General features: G+C 67.4%; 9 protein-coding genes. 8 read left to right on the top strand and 1 reads right to left on the bottom strand.

The window, feature by feature from the left end; all coding sequences use genetic code 11:
• Positions 1-203 precede the first annotated feature (203 nt).
• The gene (locus J7396_RS04660) at positions 204-1145 is read left to right on the top strand and encodes a DUF808 domain-containing protein (RefSeq protein WP_184423296.1); all 942 of its coding nucleotides are present in this window, start codon (positions 204-206) and stop codon (positions 1143-1145) included.
• Positions 1146-1231: 86 nt separating this feature from the next.
• On the opposite strand, the gene J7396_RS04655 is transcribed toward J7396_RS04660, so the two are convergent.
• Positions 1232-2860 carry a GGDEF domain-containing protein gene (locus J7396_RS04655; protein ID WP_014089156.1) on the bottom strand — a complete coding sequence of 543 codons (1629 nt, stop codon included), beginning with the start codon at positions 2858-2860 and terminating at the stop codon, positions 1232-1234.
• A 487-nt stretch (positions 2861-3347) separates the two neighbouring features.
• Between J7396_RS04655 and glgA the strand changes: the two genes are divergently transcribed.
• The 7 genes from glgA to glgX all read left to right on the top strand — a co-directional run bounded on the left by glgA (position 3348) and on the right by glgX (position 15958).
• Positions 3348-4931: a glycogen synthase GlgA gene (gene glgA / locus J7396_RS04650; protein WP_008575489.1), complete on the top strand. Its 1584-nt coding sequence runs from the start codon at positions 3348-3350 to the stop codon at positions 4929-4931.
• Positions 4928-7159: a 1,4-alpha-glucan branching enzyme gene (locus J7396_RS04645; RefSeq protein WP_057681064.1), complete on the top strand. Its 2232-nt coding sequence runs from the start codon at positions 4928-4930 to the stop codon at positions 7157-7159. Before glgA ends, J7396_RS04645 begins: the two co-directional genes overlap by 4 nt.
• Positions 7160-7161: 2 nt before the next feature.
• The gene (gene treZ, locus J7396_RS04640) at positions 7162-8919 is read left to right on the top strand and encodes a malto-oligosyltrehalose trehalohydrolase (RefSeq protein WP_209261068.1); all 1758 of its coding nucleotides are present in this window, start codon (positions 7162-7164) and stop codon (positions 8917-8919) included.
• Positions 8916-10865: a 4-alpha-glucanotransferase gene (locus J7396_RS04635; RefSeq protein ID WP_065628473.1), complete on the top strand. Its 1950-nt coding sequence runs from the start codon at positions 8916-8918 to the stop codon at positions 10863-10865. The genes treZ and J7396_RS04635 overlap by 4 nt, the downstream gene beginning before the upstream one ends.
• Positions 10862-13471 carry a malto-oligosyltrehalose synthase gene (treY, locus tag J7396_RS04630; RefSeq protein ID WP_209261067.1) on the top strand — a complete coding sequence of 870 codons (2610 nt, stop codon included), beginning with the start codon at positions 10862-10864 and terminating at the stop codon, positions 13469-13471. Before J7396_RS04635 ends, treY begins: the two co-directional genes overlap by 4 nt.
• Positions 13472-13492: 21 nt before the next feature.
• Positions 13493-13678, top strand: a complete 186-nt coding sequence (locus J7396_RS04625) for a DUF2934 domain-containing protein (RefSeq protein WP_008575499.1) — start codon at positions 13493-13495, stop codon at positions 13676-13678.
• 117 nt (positions 13679-13795) lie between these two features.
• The gene (gene glgX, locus J7396_RS04620) at positions 13796-15958 is read left to right on the top strand and encodes a glycogen debranching protein GlgX (RefSeq protein ID WP_008575501.1); all 2163 of its coding nucleotides are present in this window, start codon (positions 13796-13798) and stop codon (positions 15956-15958) included.
• The last annotated feature ends 12 nt before the right edge of the window (positions 15959-15970 follow it).

Raw genomic sequence — 15970 nt, 5'->3', positions numbered from 1 at the left:
GGGTCGTCGCGTAGTGAATCCGCGCGCTTGCGCACACCGCAGGCAAACCTGCCCAAGGCGAGTACGAACGGCCGCAAGCGCAGGCGCTGCGGTGCCTGCATCGCTCTGCCAACAGCGTGCAACGACCGCGCAATGGCCGCTCATCACCCCACGCGGGTGCGGGATCGGCGAGAATTCGCGACCACCCCAGAAGGACCTTGCGCATGGCCGGTGCCAGCCTGTTCACCCTGCTCGACGACATCGCCACACTGCTGGACGACGTTTCCATCCTGACCAAGGTTGCGGCCAAGAAGACCGCAGGCGTGTTGGGCGACGATCTGGCGCTCAATGCGCAGCAGGTCACCGGCGTCACGGCCGACCGCGAATTGCCGGTGGTGTGGGCGGTAGCCAAGGGCTCGCTGGTCAACAAGATGATCCTGGTGCCGGCGGCGTTGGCGATCAGCGCGCTGGAAGCGTGGCTGCGCGGGCGCGGCTACAACGTCCCGTTGGTGATGCCGCTGATGATGATCGGTGGCGCCTACCTGTGCTTCGAGGGCGTGGAAAAGCTGGCGCACAAGTTTCTGCACAACGATGAGCAAGAAGCACAGCGGCATGCCGAACGCACCCGCGCGCTGGCCGACCAGAACGTGGACGTGGTGGCGCTGGAAAAGGACAAGGTGAAGGGCGCGATCCGCACCGATTTCATCCTCTCGGCCGAGATCATCGTGCTCTCGCTGGGCGTGGTCTCGGAGGTGTCCTTCGGGCAGCAGGTGGCGGTGCTGGTGGCCATTGCGCTGGCGATGACCATCGGCGTCTACGGCGTGGTCGCCGCGATCGTGAAGCTGGACGACCTGGGCCTGTACCTGACCAAGAAGGGCGCCGCGCTGGCGGCCCTGGGCCGCGGCATCCTGGTGGCGGCACCGTGGTTGATGAAGTTCCTGTCGGTGGCCGGCACGCTGGCGATGTTCCTGGTCGGCGGCGGCATCCTGGTGCACAACATCCCGGCGCTGCATCACCTGGTGGTGGATCTGGCCAAGTCGGCCGGCGGCATGGGCTGGCTGGTCGAAGCGCTGGGCAACATGCTGGTTGGCGTGGTCGCCGGCGCGCTCGTGCTGGGCGCGGTGATGCTGTTTCAGAAGCTGCGCGGAGCCAAGCCCGCGCATTGATGCACGGCGCGCCGCCAGGCCAGCCAGCACGGTACATACCGCTTAGCGATCGCCCGGGTGCACCGGGCGTTCGCCGACGATCGCCGCTAATCGGCGTTGATCACCCGGTTCTTGCCAGCCGCCTTGGCGTCGTACATGGCGCGGTCGGCGCGGCGGATGACCTCGTCCTGGGTCTCGTCGGTCCCGCGTAGCGCCACGCCGGCGCTGAAGCTGATGAACACGCGCACGTCGTCATGCAGCAGCGAGCGCTGCGACAGTGCGCGTTGCAGGCGGATCACCGCCGCGCTGGCTTCGAAGATGGTCGAGTCCGGCAGCAGCAGCACGAATTCCTCGCCGCCGAAGCGGGCGATGGCATCGGTGGTGCGCAGCACCGCCTTGGCCACCTCCACCGTATGGCGCAGCGCGGCGTCGCCGCCGGCGTGGCCGTGGGTCTCGTTGAGGCGGCGGAAGTCGTCCAGGTCCAGCATTGCCACGCATAGGGGCTGGCCACTGCGCTGGGTGCGCACGGCTTCACGCTGGAACAGTTCTTCGAAGCCGCGCCGGTTGAGCGCGCCGGTCAGTTGGTCTTCGCGCACCAAACCGGCGACGTCCTTGAGCTCCTGTTCGAGCAAGGCGATGCGCTGTTCGGAATCTTCCACCTGCCGGCGTGCCGCGAGCAGTTCGTCGCGCGCTGCCAGGGCCTGTGCCTGTACGCCGGCGGTGTCCTGCAGCAGGTCCTGCAGCAGCCGGTTGAGGTCGGGGATGCCGCGCGCCTCGCCGATCGCCTGCGAATAGCCGGCAACGCGGTCGTGGTATTGCCCGGTGCTGGTGGCCATGCCGTCCAGCCGGTCGACGAAGGACACCATCATTTCGCGCATGGCGGTCTTGGACTCGGCGATGCCCTGCTTGAGCAGACCCTGCTTGTAGGTCACCTCGCGCAGGGTGCCGCGTGCCTGTTCGATGGAACTGACATCCAGCGGGCCGGAAATCAGTTGCCGCACCACCGAGATCTGGCCCTGCAACCAGCTGCGATCGTCCAGGAGTTCGCCGACGTTCTCCAGCAATAGGTCGAACAGGCCCAGTAACAGGTTCTGTTGTTCGCTGGCATCTTCGGCGCGCAGGCCGATCTGGTGGCTGAGTTCGCGCAGGCGTTGTTCCAGCGTGATCAGCTCGTGTCCGGGGCGCCAGTGGCGCAGCGCCGATGCCAGCGTTTGCGCCTCTTCGGCCAGCTCCGGGCTGCGTTGCAACAGCGTGGCCAGGGCATTGCCCAGCGCGTGGCGCAGCAGATCGCGCAGCTGCTCGGCTTCCGTGCGGCCTTCGGCCAGCGAATCGCCGATATCGATGGTGCGGATGTATTTGTCGATGAGCTGGCGCAAGGCACGGCCATAGCCGGGCCAATCGCCGGCCGCATACGCCGCGCTCAGGCGCACGCCCATGTCGCCGAGCTCGCCATGCAGGCTGGCGATGCCTTCGGCGAACGCGAGCAGCAGCGCTTCGGGATGCGCGGCATGCGAGAACAGCCGTATCAGCAATGCAGTGGCAGCGGCCGGATCGTGCGCGCCGGACTTGGCCTTGGCCGGCACCAGCTGGTGCGCGGCCAGGCCATGACCGCTGCGCTCGCCATTGATCACCGTCGGCAGGGCAGCGGCAGGGCGCGCGGTGTCCGTGCCGCCCCAGGGCAACAGGCGGCGCAGCCCGCCACGGGGGCGGCTTGGGTGTTCGGGCTGGTCTGCCATGCGCCAGGGTCTCGAGAGGTCTTGTGCTAACGCTCGATATCGGCCCATGGAGGGGGCGCTTGAGCAAGCCGGGCCGTAGCGCGCGGCAACGGCATGCAGGCCGGGCGCGAAGCATGGTCGCCAGGCGCGAAACAAGGCATTGATGAACCGGTTACCCGGATGAGGGCGAACGCGGCCGGAAGTTCCCGCATTCGGTGCATGTCACGGCCAACGCACCGAGACGGGGATGTCATCGCACTGCAATGTGGCGCTTATGCCTTGAGGCGTGCGCAACTGCGCGTAAAGGAATGTGGGCTGTCGCAGAAAAGTCAGCACGTGTTCACGCATATTTTATTTGGTCGGGGTGTAGATTCCTCTGCAAGGGCGACGTGGAGTACGCGCGTTGCCCACGCTCCTCACTCGTAGCAAGTCGTCTGGCTGAATCGGCAGACGGCGGTTTTCGCTTCGCCGTTTTTCCGTCTCCACCCACATTACGACGGATGTTTCGATGGTTGCCATGATGCCGCTTCACGCTACTACCGCACGCTTAGAGCGCAGCACGCTGCTCCCGACTCTGAAGAAGAGCGGGCGCCCGCGCGATGCGCGTGGCCGCTTCATCCGTCACCACGAGCGCTTGCCGGTCTCGTTGGCAGACACGCGCGGTGCCTTGTTTGTGGTGTCGGAAATGGCGGACTTCATCAAGGCCGGCGGGTTGGGCGATGTGGCGGCTGCGTTGCCGCGCGCGCTGCGCCACCGCTACGACGTACGCGTGCTGATCCCTGGCTACCGCGCCGTGCTCGAGCGTGCGGGCAAGGTGGAGATCGTGGGCCGCGTGTTGGCGCATGCCGCGCTGCCGGCCTGCGACATCGGCCGCATCGTGCAATCGGACGGGCTGCCGATCTATATCCTGCTGTCCAAGGAATTGTTCGAACGCGACGGCTCGCCCTATGTGAGCACCAGCGGTTCGGAGTTCGAAGACAACGCGATCCGTTTTGCCACCTTGTCGCATGCCGCCGCTCAGATTGCGGCCGGCCACGCCGGCCTGGGCTGGAAACCGCGCCTGCTGCATCTCAACGACTGGCCCTGCGCGCTGGCGGCCGGCTATGTGCGCTGGTCCGGCGGCACCACGCCGTGCCTGCTGACCATCCATAACCTGGCCTACCAGGGCCTGGTGCCGTATTCGATGGCCGCCGCGCTGGGCATCCCTGCCGAGCGGGTGGCCGAGCTGGAGTTCTACGGGCAGATGTCGTTCCTGCGCGGCGGCATCGTCAATGCCGACCACGTCAACACGGTCAGCGTCAGCTACGCCAAGCAGATCACCGGCCCGGCACAGGGCTGCGGCCTGGACCGGCTGTTGGCCGGTCGCGCTGCCAAGGGCGCGCTCACCGGCATCGTCAACGGCATCGACGCCAGCTGGGATCCGCGCACCGATGAATACCTGGATTCGCACTTCAGCGTGAACCAGTGGCAGGGCCGGCAGGCCAATGCAGCGCAGGTGCGCAAGGCATTCGGGCTGCGCGAGAGCACCGGCCCGCTGTTTGCGGTGGTGTCGCGGCTGGTGCATCAGAAGGGCCTGGACCTGATTTGCGAGGTGGCCCCGCAGATCGTGGCCGCTGGCGGCCAGATCGCGGTGATCGGCGGCGGCGAGCCGGAGATCGAACGGCAGGTGGCCGAGCTGACCAGGCGCTATCCCGGTCAGGTGGGCGCCTTCATCGGCTTCGAGGAAGGCCTGGCGCGGCGCATGTTCGCCGGTGCCGACTTCCTGCTGATGCCCTCGCGCTTCGAGCCCTGCGGCCTGAGCCAGATGTATGCGCAGCGCTTCGGCTGCCTGCCAATCGCGCATGCGACCGGCGGGCTGATCGACACCGTGGACGATGGCGTGACCGGCTTCCTGTTCCAGCACGCCAGCGTCGAAGCGCTGCGCCGCTGCCTGGAGCGCGCCTTCCGCACCTTCCGCCTGCCCAGCCTGCTGTCTGCGATGCGGCGCGCGGCCATGTTGCGTCCCAGCGGTTGGGACGTGGCAGGCAAGAAATACCTCTCGCTCTACGAACACACCGCCGCAACCGCGCCCGCGCTCGCGACGGTGTCATGAGCGAACGGCAGGGCGGGCAGGAGCAGCGCACGGAAGCAGACGGCATGACCACGGAAGGGATCTCGGAAACGTCGCAGACCCTGCAAGCCCTGGCCAACGGCTTGCCGGCCGATGCCTTTGCGGTGCTTGGACCGAAACCGCTGGCCGATGGCCGCCGTCAGGTGCGCGTGTTGGCACCGGGCGCCGAGGCGATGGGCTTGATCGACCCGCGCGGCAAGCTGCTCGCGCGCATGCAGGCCAGCGCCATCTATGGCGTCTTCGAAGGCATCCTGGCGGCCGATGGGCCGTACCGGCTGCGCATCGTGTGGCCAGACAGGGTGCAGGAGGTCGAAGACCCGTACGCGTTCGCGGCCACGTTGGACGAATCGCTGTTGCTGCAGATCGCTGCCGGCGATGGCCAGGCCGTGCGTCGTGCGCTGGGCGCGCAGCATGTCCACTGTGGCGATGTGCCGGGCGTGCGCTTTGCGGTGTGGGCACCCCATGCCCAACGCGTGGCGGTGGTTGGCGACTTCAACGGCTGGGACGTGCGGCGGCATCCGATGCGGCAGCGCATCGGTGGCTTTTGGGAACTCTTCCTGCCGCGCGTGGAAGCCGGCGCCCGGTACAAATATGCCGTCACCGCAGCCGATGGGCGGGTGCTGCTCAAGGCCGACCCGGTGGCCCGGCAAACCGAATTGCCGCCGGCAACCGCTTCGGTGGTGCCCAGCGCCGCCGCATTCGCCTGGACCGATGCGGCCTGGATGGCCAACCGCGACCCCGGCGCCGTGCCGGCGCCGCTGTCGATCTACGAGGTGCATGCCGCCTCCTGGCGCCGCGACGGACACAACCAACCGCTGGACTGGCCAACGCTGGCCGAGCAGTTGATTCCTTACGTACAGCAGCTCGGCTTCACGCATATCGAATTGCTGCCGATCACCGAACACCCGTTCGGCGGTTCCTGGGGCTATCAGCCGCTGGGCCTGTATGCGCCCACCGCGAGACATGGCAGCCCGGACGGCTTTGCGCAGTTCGTCGATGCCTGTCACCGCGCCGGTATCGGCGTGATCCTGGACTGGGTCAGCGCGCACTTTCCCGATGACGCGCACGGCCTGGCCCAGTTCGACGGCGCCGCGCTGTACGAGCATGCCGACCCGCGCGAAGGCATGCATCGCGACTGGAATACGCTGATCTACAACTACGGCCGGCCGGAGGTGACCGCTTACCTGCTGGGCAGCGCGCTGGAATGGATTGAGCATTACCACCTCGACGGCCTGCGCGTGGATGCGGTGGCCTCGATGCTGTATCGCGACTACGGCCGCGCCGAAGGCGAGTGGGTGCCCAACGCGCATGGCGGCCGCGAGAATCTGGAGGCGGTCGCGTTCCTGCGCCAGCTCAACCGCGAAATCGCCACCCAGTTCCCCGGCGTGCTCACCATTGCCGAAGAATCCACCGCCTGGCCGGGCGTGACCGCCGCGATCAGCGATGGCGGCCTGGGCTTCACCCACAAATGGAACATGGGCTGGATGCACGACACGCTAGGCTACATGCAGCGCGATCCGGCCGAACGTGCGCAGCACCATAGCCAGCTCACCTTCGGGCTGGTGTACGCCTTCGACGAACGCTTCGTGTTGCCGCTCTCGCACGATGAAGTGGTGCACGGCACCGGGGGCCTGCTCGGGCAGATGCCGGGCGATGACTGGCGCCGCTTCGCCAACCTGCGCGCCTACCTGGCGCTGATGTGGGCGCACCCGGGCGACAAACTGCTGTTCATGGGCGCCGAGTTCGGCCAATGGGCCGACTGGAATCACGACCAGTCGCTGGACTGGCATCTGCTGGACGGCGCGCGCCATCGTGGCATGCAGCAACTGGTGGGCGATCTCAACGCCGCACTGCGCCGCACGCCGGCGCTGTATCGCGGCAGCCATCGCGCCGACGGCTTCGACTGGAGCGTGGCCGACGATGCGCGCAACAGCGTGCTGGCGTTCGTCCGCCACGATCCTGCCGGCGGCGCACCGTTGCTGGCAGTGAGCAACCTGACCCCGCAACCGCATCACGACTATCACGTGGGGGTGCCGCGTGCTGGCCTCTGGCGCGAGATCCTCAACACCGACAGTGCCCATTACGGCGGCAGCAACCTCGGCAACAGCGGTCGCCTGGCGACCGAGCCGGTGGGCATGCATGGGCATGCGCAACGTCTGCGCCTGACCCTACCGCCGCTGGCCACGATCTATCTGCAAGCGGAGAAATAACGATGAACCAGCGCAATGCAATCACACCGGCCTGGGGCGCCTGGCCGGCGGGTGAGGGACAGGTGCGCTTTGCGCTCTGGGCTCCAGCAGCCAAGAGCGTGGACGTGGTCTTCGACGACGGCGCGCGCCGCGCGCTGCAGGCGGGACAGGACGGTTTTTTCAGCGCCGTCATCGACTGCGCTGCCAATGCGCGTTACCGCTACAGCGTCGACGGCGCTGAGCCGGTCCCGGACCCGGCCTCGCGCTGGCAGCCCGAAGGCGTGCACGGCCCCAGCGCGGTACAGCCGACCGACGGCTATGCCTGGCAAAACGCCCAGTGGCAGGGACGGCCGTGGGACGAGGCAGTGATCTACGAAGTGCATGTCGGCACCTGCGGCGGCTATGCCGGTGTGCAGGCGCAACTGCCGCAGCTGGCGGCGATGGGCATCACCGCCATCGAACTGATGCCGTTGAGCGCGTTTCCCGGCGCGCACAACTGGGGCTACGACGGTGTGCTGCCGTATGCACCGGTGGAGGCGTATGGCACACCGGATGAATTGAAGGCGCTGATCGATGCCGCGCACGGGCATGGCCTGATGGTGTTGCTGGATGTGGTCTACAACCACTTCGGCCCGGACGGCAATTACCTGCACAGCTATGCCGCGCCGTTCTTCAACGAGGACAAGCCCACCCCGTGGGGCGCAGCGATCGATTTCCGCAAGCCGCCGGTGCAGCGGTATTTTCTCGACAACGCGCTGATGTGGCTGCACGAATACGGTTTCGACGGCCTGCGCCTGGATGCGGTGCATGCGATATCGCCCAACGCGTTCCTGGATACCTTGCGCGAGATCGTCGAGGCCAGCCTGCCGGCCGGGCGGCATGTGCATCTGGTGCTGGAAAACGAGGCCAATCAGGCCTCGCAACTGCAGCGTGGCTATACCGCGCAGTGGGACGACGACTTTCATAACGCACTGCATGTGCTGCTCACTGGCGAAGAGGAAGGCTATTACGCCGCGTTCGCCGACAAGCCGACCGAGCACCTGGCGCGCGTGCTGGGCGAAGGGTTCGCCTATCAGGGCGAGCCGGACCCGCGCGGGCATGTGCGGGGCGAACCCAGTGGCGCCTTGCCGCCGCACAAATTCGTCGTGTTTGCGCAGAATCACGACCAGATCGGCAACCGCGCCCGCGGCGAGCGGCTGAGCGTGCTGGTGTCGCCGCAACGCTTGCGCGCGGCGTTGGCGCTGACCGCATTGACGCCGATGATTCCGCTGTTTTTCATGGGCGAACCGTGGGGCGCCAAGCAACCGTTCCTGTTCTTCACCGACTTCGGCCCACCGTTGGACGATGCGGTGCGCGAAGGCCGCCGCAAGGAGTTCGCGCACTTCGCCGCGTTTGCCGATGAGGCCCAGCGCGCCACCATTCCCGATCCGAACAGCCATGCCACGTTCGCGGCATCGCGTGCGCCGATCGCCGATGCCGCGCATGGCGACGGCGCGCAGTGGGCAAGCTGGTTCACGGCGCTGCTGGACGTGCGTCGTCAGTGGCTGGTGCCGGGCCTGGCGCAGGCGCGCGCCGTGCATGCCAGCGTGCTTGCCGATGGCGCGGTGGCCGCCACCTGGGAGCTGCCGGGCGGGCTGTGGCATATCGCCTTCAATGTCGGCACCCAGCCGGTGCCGTTGCCGCCGCTGCGCGGACGCGTGGCGCATGTCGAAAACGTGGCTGCCGATGCGCGGGAACTACCGGTCGATGGCTTCATCGCCTGGCACGAGGCGCAGGCATGAGTACGCGCGATCCGGGCGGGGATGATCTCAACACCCTGGCCGCCGCGGCCGGGGTGATGGTGGATTGGGTGGATGCCAGCGACCAGCCGCGGCAGGTCTCCGAGCAATCGGTGCATGCGGTGCTCAGCGCGCTGGAATTTCCGGCCGCCACCGCGGCGCAGCGCGCCGACAGCCTGCGCCGCTGCCAGGCGCAGGCCGACGAGCCGGCGCCGCTGCTGACGGTGCAGGTGGGTCAGCCGCTGCCGTTGCGCGTGGCGGCACACGCCAGTGGCCGCTGGAGCGACGACAGCGGCGCCAGCGAAGACGTGCGTGCCGATGCGCAAGGGCGCCTGCGCGCGCCGCAGCGTTTCGGTTACTGGACGCTGCAGATCGGCGCGATTACCCAGCAGGTGGCCGTGGCGCCGCCACGTTGCTTCAGTGTGGCCGATGCCTGTGGCCAGCCATCGCCGCGTGCCTGGGGCATGGCGCTGCAGGTGTATTCGGCACGCAGCCTGGATGACGGCGGTATCGGCGATGCCGCCGGCACGGTGGAATGGTTGCGGCACGCGGCCTTGGCCGGCGCCGACGCCCTGGCATTGAGTCCGGTGCACGCCGCGCGCCCGGTGAGCGGCGGCTACAGCCCGTATTCGCCCAGCGATCGGCGCTTTCTCGATCCCTTGCATGCCGCGCCGGTGCGCATCCTGGGCGAACTGGCGCTGGATGCCATCAACGCGGTGCCCGGCCTGCGCGAACGTTTCGATGGCTTGCATAACGCTGCATTGATCGATTGGCAGGCCTCGGCGCACGCCAAGTGGGAATTGCTGCGCCAGTTGTACACGCGCGTTTCGCCCGATCATGCCGATCTGGTCGCCTTCCGCAACGCAGGCGGCGCGGCGCTGGAGGGCTTTGCACGCTTTGCTGCGCAGGATTTCGGCGACAACGATCCGCAGCTGCATGTGTTCACGCAATGGCTGGCGGCGCGCAGCTGGTCCGATGCGCAGCGCGAGGCGCACGAGCGCGGCATGAAGATCGGTTTGATCGCCGATCTGGCGGTGGGCTTCGACCCCAACGGCGCCGAAGCCGCAGCGGCGGCCGACACCGTATTGCGCGGGCTGGTGCTGGGCGCGCCGCCGGATGCCTTCAATGCCGATGGCCAGCATTGGGGCATCGGGGCGTATTCGCCCACGGCGCTGCGGCGCAGCGGCTACGCGCCGTATATCGCGCTGCTGCGTGCGGTGCTGCGCGACCGCGGCGGCATCCGCATCGACCACATCCTGGGCCTGATGCGGCTATGGGTGGTCCCCGATGGTGCCAGTTCCAATGAAGGTGCGTATCTGGCCTACCCGTTGCACGATCTGCTCAACCTGCTGGCGCTGGAATCGTGGCGGCACCGGGCGATCGTCATCGGCGAGGACCTGGGCGTGGTGCCGCCGGGCATCCGCGAAGAACTCTCGCAGCGTGGAGTGATGGGCATCGACGTGTTGATGTTCACCCGCGACGACGATGGCGCATTCGTCTCGCCGGCGCTGTGGCGGCCGGATGCGATCGCCACCACCACCACGCACGACCTGCCCACGCTCACCGGCTGGCGCACCGGCCGCGATATCGAATGGCGGCGCAAGCTGGAATTGATCCAGCCCGCGCAGGCCAGCGACGATGCCGCCGCGCGCAACAAGGACGTGGCACGGCTGGATGCCGCTGTCGAACTTGCCGGCCTGAGCAGTGCGCACGACCCGCTGCTGGGCGCATTGCGCTTCACCGCCACCAGTGTCTCGCCGCTGGCCTTGTTGCCGGTGGAAGACGCGCTGGCCCTGGACGAACAACCCAACCTGCCGGGCACCGTCGAAGTGCATCCCAACTGGCGTCGACGCCTGCCCGATCCCTTGCCGCATGCGCGCCTGCATTCGGCGCTGCACGGCTTTGCCGAGGCGCGTCGCGTCGCGGCCGTTTCGGAACCGCATCCATGATCGATCTTCGCGCCACCGCCCGCCTGCAGCTGCATGCCGGCTTCACCCTGCACGATGCGCTCGCGCAGGTGCCGTACTACGCAGGCCTGGGTATCAGTCACCTGTACCTGTCGCCGATCGGCACGGCCGTGCCGGGCTCCACCCACGGCTACGACAACATCGACCCCACCGTGGTCAATCCCGAACTCGGCGGCGAAGACGCCCTGGTGGCGCTCTCGCAGGCCGCGCGCGAACACGGCATGGGTCTGATCGCCGACATCGTGCCCAATCATATGGCCACGCATGCGCAGAATGCGTGGTGGTGGGATGTGCTGCGCAATGGCCGCAGCGCCAGGCACGCCGACTGGTTCGACATCGACTGGCGCGCGCCCGGGCGCGACGGCAAGCTGTGGCTGGCGGTGCTGGATCGCCCGTATGCGACAGCGTTGGCCGAAGGCCTGATCACGCTGGTGATCGAAGACGACGGCAGCGCGGCGTTGGCGCATTACGACCAGCGTTACCCGATTCGTCCGCAGACGCTGGACATCCCCGAAAAGGGCGCACGTGCGCAGTGGCTGCGCGACTACAACGACGGCGCCAAACGCGGCGACGGCCGCCTGCACAAGTTGATCGAACGCCAGCCGTATCGCCTGAACTGGTGGCGCGTAGGCAACGACATGCTCAACTACCGCCGCTTCTTCGATATCACCTCGCTGGTGGCCTTGCGGGTGGAATTGCCGGCGGTGTTCGACGCGGTGCACGCCTTGCCGCTGCGGCTGGTGGCCGAAGGCCATCTGGACGGCTTGCGCATCGACCACGTGGACGGGCTGACCGACCCCACCGGCTATGTGCGCAAGCTGCGCAGCCGGCTGGATGCGGCCGGCCGCACGCGTGGGCTCAAGCCCGGCACGCTGGGCCTGTACCTGGAAAAGATCCTCGCACCGGGCGAGCACCTGCCGGCCGACTGGCCGTGCGATGGCACCACCGGTTACGACTTCATGGACCAGGTGGGCGGGCTGTTGCACGATGCGGCCGGCTTCCGGCCATTGGTCCGTGCCTGGCAGAAGGTGAGCGGGCGCAGCGGCGATTTCGCGCAGGAAGAACGCACCGCCCGCGACGAAATCCTGCGTGGCCCGCTGCAGAGCGAATTCAATCGCGCCGTGGGTGCGTTGTCGGCGTTGGCGCGGCTGGATCCGCCCACGCGCGAGTTCAGCCCGCAGATGCTGGCGCGCGGCTTGTGCGTGCTGCTGCGCTGGTTCCCGGTGTACCGCACCTATGCCGGCGCCAAGGGCATCACCGGCAGCGAAGCGGAGCGATTGCACGCTACCTCCGCAAAGGCGCGCGAGGGGATGCCGGAATCGATCGTGGCGGCCGTGGATGCGATCGAGCGGTGGTTGCTCGACGATGCCGGCGCAGACCGTGCGCAGATCGCCTTGCGGCGCATCCTGCGCCGTCGCGTGGAGCAGCTGTCCGCACCGCTCAATGCCAAGTCGGTGGAGGACACCGCGTTCTACCGGCACGGCGTGCTGCTGTCGCGCAACGAGGTCGGCAGCCACCCGACCCATTTCGCCAACGAATCGGCCGAGTTCCACGCGCAGAATCTCGAGCGTGCCAAGCATTACCCGCGCGCGTTGCTGGCCACCGCCACCCACGACCACAAGCGTGGCGAAGACCTGCGCATGCGGCTGGCGGTGTTGTCCGAGCAACCGCGCTGGTGGGTCGAGCAGAGTGCCCAGTTCGATGCGCTGGTCGACGCGCTGGAATCGCCGGCCCTGTCCGGGGGCGACCAGCAGATGCTGTGGCAGACCCTGGTGGCGGCCTGGCCGATCGGCCTGGGCGCCGACCAGACCGAGCCGCTTGCCGGCTACGCCGAGCGCATCGCGCAATGGCTGCTCAAGGCGGTGCGCGAAGCCAAGCTGCACACCAGCTGGACCGACGGCTCGCCGGCCTATGAGCACGCCGTGCAGGCCACCGTGGAGCAGGTGCTGTGCAGCCGCGCCGGGCTGCCGCTGCGGCGCGCGCTGCTGCGCGCAAGCAACTACATCGCCGCCGCCGGCGCGCGCAACAGCCTGGTGCAAACCACCTTGCGCCTGACCGTGCCCGGCGTGCCCGACCTGTACCAGGGGACCGAAGGCTGGGATCTGTCGCTGGTGGATCCGGACAACCGCCGTCCGGTGGATTACGTCCAGCGCCAGCAGTGGCTGCAGCAGGCGCGCGACTTCTCCGGGTTGCTGCGCAGCTGGCGCGATGGCGCGGTCAAGGCGCGCCTGACGGCGCTGTTGCTGCAGTTGCGCCGCGAATTTCCAGCGCTATTTGCGAAGGGCGACTACCAACCCTTGAACGTGGCGGTCGGCGGCGATGCACAGGCGCTGGCATTCCGTCGCCAGTATCGCGGTCAGTCGCTGGTGGTGGCCGTCACGCGGCTGGGCGCCGGCGTCGAAGGCGATGGCGATCTGCCGTTGCTGGTGGCGCCTGCTACCTGGGGTCAGGCGTCGTTGGCATTGGGCGAGGGCACATACCGTAATGTGCTCGATGGCAGCACGCTGCAGTCGCAGCGCGGCCGCGTGACGCTATCCACGCTGTTTGCACGTGCGCCGGTGGCAGTGTTGTTGTCCCAAGAAAATTGACCCCTGAGAGAAACGTACGCAATGAATGACATGGAACGGCAGGCGCGGCTTGCCCAGTTGGCACGGGAGATTTGGGAGGCGGAGGGCCGCCCGGACGGGCACGCGGACCGCCATTGGGCCATGGCCGAGCGGTTGGTGGAGGCCGAGGAGCGCGCCGCCGAACAGGCCGCCGAATACGCGGCCACCCCGATCGCTGCACGCCAGTAACGGCGCGTCTGGCAGCGTGCATGGGCCGGCCTGCTGCGCGCCGGCCCGTGTGCTGCGGACTGCGCCGCCAGTGCAAAATCGCGCACCGTTTGCGTTCACCGTTCTAAGGAGTCACCGATGGCCACTCGCAAGTTCACCCAGCGCTCGCGCATTCGCGAAGGCCGTCCCAACCCGCTCGGTGCCACCTGGGATGGGTTGGGCGTCAACTTCGCGCTGTATTCGCGCAATGCCACCCGGGTGGAGCTGTGCCTGTTCGACGAACGTGGCCGCGAACAGGAGCGCATTGCGCTCCCCGAATACACCGACGAGGTCTGGCACGGTTATCTGCCCGACGCACGGCCCGGCCAGTTGTATGGCTACCGCGTGCACGGGCCATATGCGCCCGATGCCGGGCACCGCTTCAACCACAACAAATTGCTGCTGGACCCGTACGCCAAGCAGATCGTTGGCGAACTCAAATGGGCGCCGCACCTGTTCGGCTACATCATCGGCCATCGCGACAAGGACCTGAGCTTCGACCGCCGCGACAGCGCCGCGTTCATGCCCAAATCCGCCGTGATCGACCCGGCCTTCACCTGGGGCCAGGACCGCCCGCCGCAGACGCCCTGGAACCGCACGGTGATCTACGAAGCGCACGTGCGCGGGCTGAGCATGCTGCATCCGGCGGTGCCGCCGGAAGAGCGCGGCACCTTTTCGGCGCTGAAGACCGACGAATTGATCGACCACATCAGTTCGCTCGGCGTCACCGCCGTGGAATTGCTGCCGGTGCATGCGTTCGTGGACGATCAATATCTGCTGGAAAAAGGCCTGCGCAATTACTGGGGCTACAACACGCTGGGCTTTTTTGCCCCGCAGGCGCGTTACATGTCCACGCGCACGGTGGCCGAGTTCAAGCAGATGGTGGCGCGCCTGCACCACGCCGGCCTGGAAGTGCTGCTGGACGTGGTCTACAACCACACCGCCGAAGGCAACGAGCTCGGGCCCACGCTCTCGTTCAAGGGCATCGACAACGCCAGCTATTACCGCCTGGCCGACGATCGCCGCTTCTACATCAACGACACCGGCACCGGTAACACCTTCGACCTCACCAATGTCGGCGCGCTGCGCATGGTGATGGATTCGCTGCGTTACTGGGTGCAGGAAATGCACGTGGACGGCTTCCGTTTCGATCTGGCCAGCATCCTGGGCCGCGAACGCTATGGCTTCGATCCGTCCGGCAGTTTCCTGGATGCGGTGCGCCAGGATCCGGTGCTCAGCCAGACCAAGCTGATCGCCGAGCCGTGGGATATCGGCCCCGGCGGTTATCAGGTGGGCAATTTCCCGCCCGGCTGGGTGGAATGGAACGACAAGTTCCGCGACAACGTGCGCGCGTTCTGGCGCGGCGACAGCGGCCAGCTGGCCGAGTTGGCCACGCGCCTCACCGGCTCTGCGGACCTGTTCAATCACAGTGGCCGCCGCCCCACCGCATCGGTCAATTTCGTCACCGCGCATGACGGCTTCACCCTGCGCGATCTGGTCAGCTACGAAACCAAGCACAACCTCGCCAATGGCGAAGACGGCAGGGACGGCAGCGACCACAACATCTCTTCCAACTATGGTGTGGAAGGCGAGACCAACGACCCGGCGATCAAGCAGCTGCGTCGCCAGCAGATGCGCAACCTGCTCGCCACCTTGCTGTTGTCGCAGGGCACGCCGATGCTGCTGGCCGGCGATGAGTTCGGCCACAGCCAGAACGGCAACAACAACGCGTATTGCCAGGACAACGAGCTGACCTGGATCGACTGGACCGCTGCCACCAAGGCTGCCGCCGCCGACCAGGCCGCATTCGTGCGCCGGTTGATTCGTATTCGGCAGCGCTACCCGCTGTTGCATCGTGCGCGTTTCTTCGACGGCAAGTTCGACGAAGCGCTGGGCCTGAAGGATCTGACCTGGCTGGCGCCCAACGGCACCGAGATGGATGAAGCCGCCTGGCACGACCCGGAAGCGCGCGCATTGATGCTGCGTCTGGATGGCCGCTCGCCGACCACCGGCCTGCGCGAGATTGCCGCCAACGTGACCTTGCTGATGCTGATCAATGCCGCCTCTACCGCGGTGTCGTTTACGCTGCCGGCCATGCATGACGAACATTGGCGCGTGCTGGTGGACACCGCGCGCCACGGCGGCCGTGTGGTGGCCGGTGGCAGCGAATGGAAGGCCCCGGCGCATTCGCTGACGCTATTGGCGGTGGAGCGCGATCGCATCGTCAGCAGTGCGCGGATTGTCTCCGAAGGCGCGCGCTGATGGCGAGGATGG

The organism is Xanthomonas sp. A1809, assembly GCF_017746015.1.
GTDB lineage: Bacteria > Pseudomonadota > Gammaproteobacteria > Xanthomonadales > Xanthomonadaceae > Xanthomonas > Xanthomonas euvesicatoria.
Note: the sequence above shows the minus strand (reverse complement) of the source record. Positions and strands in the feature narration are given on the sequence as shown.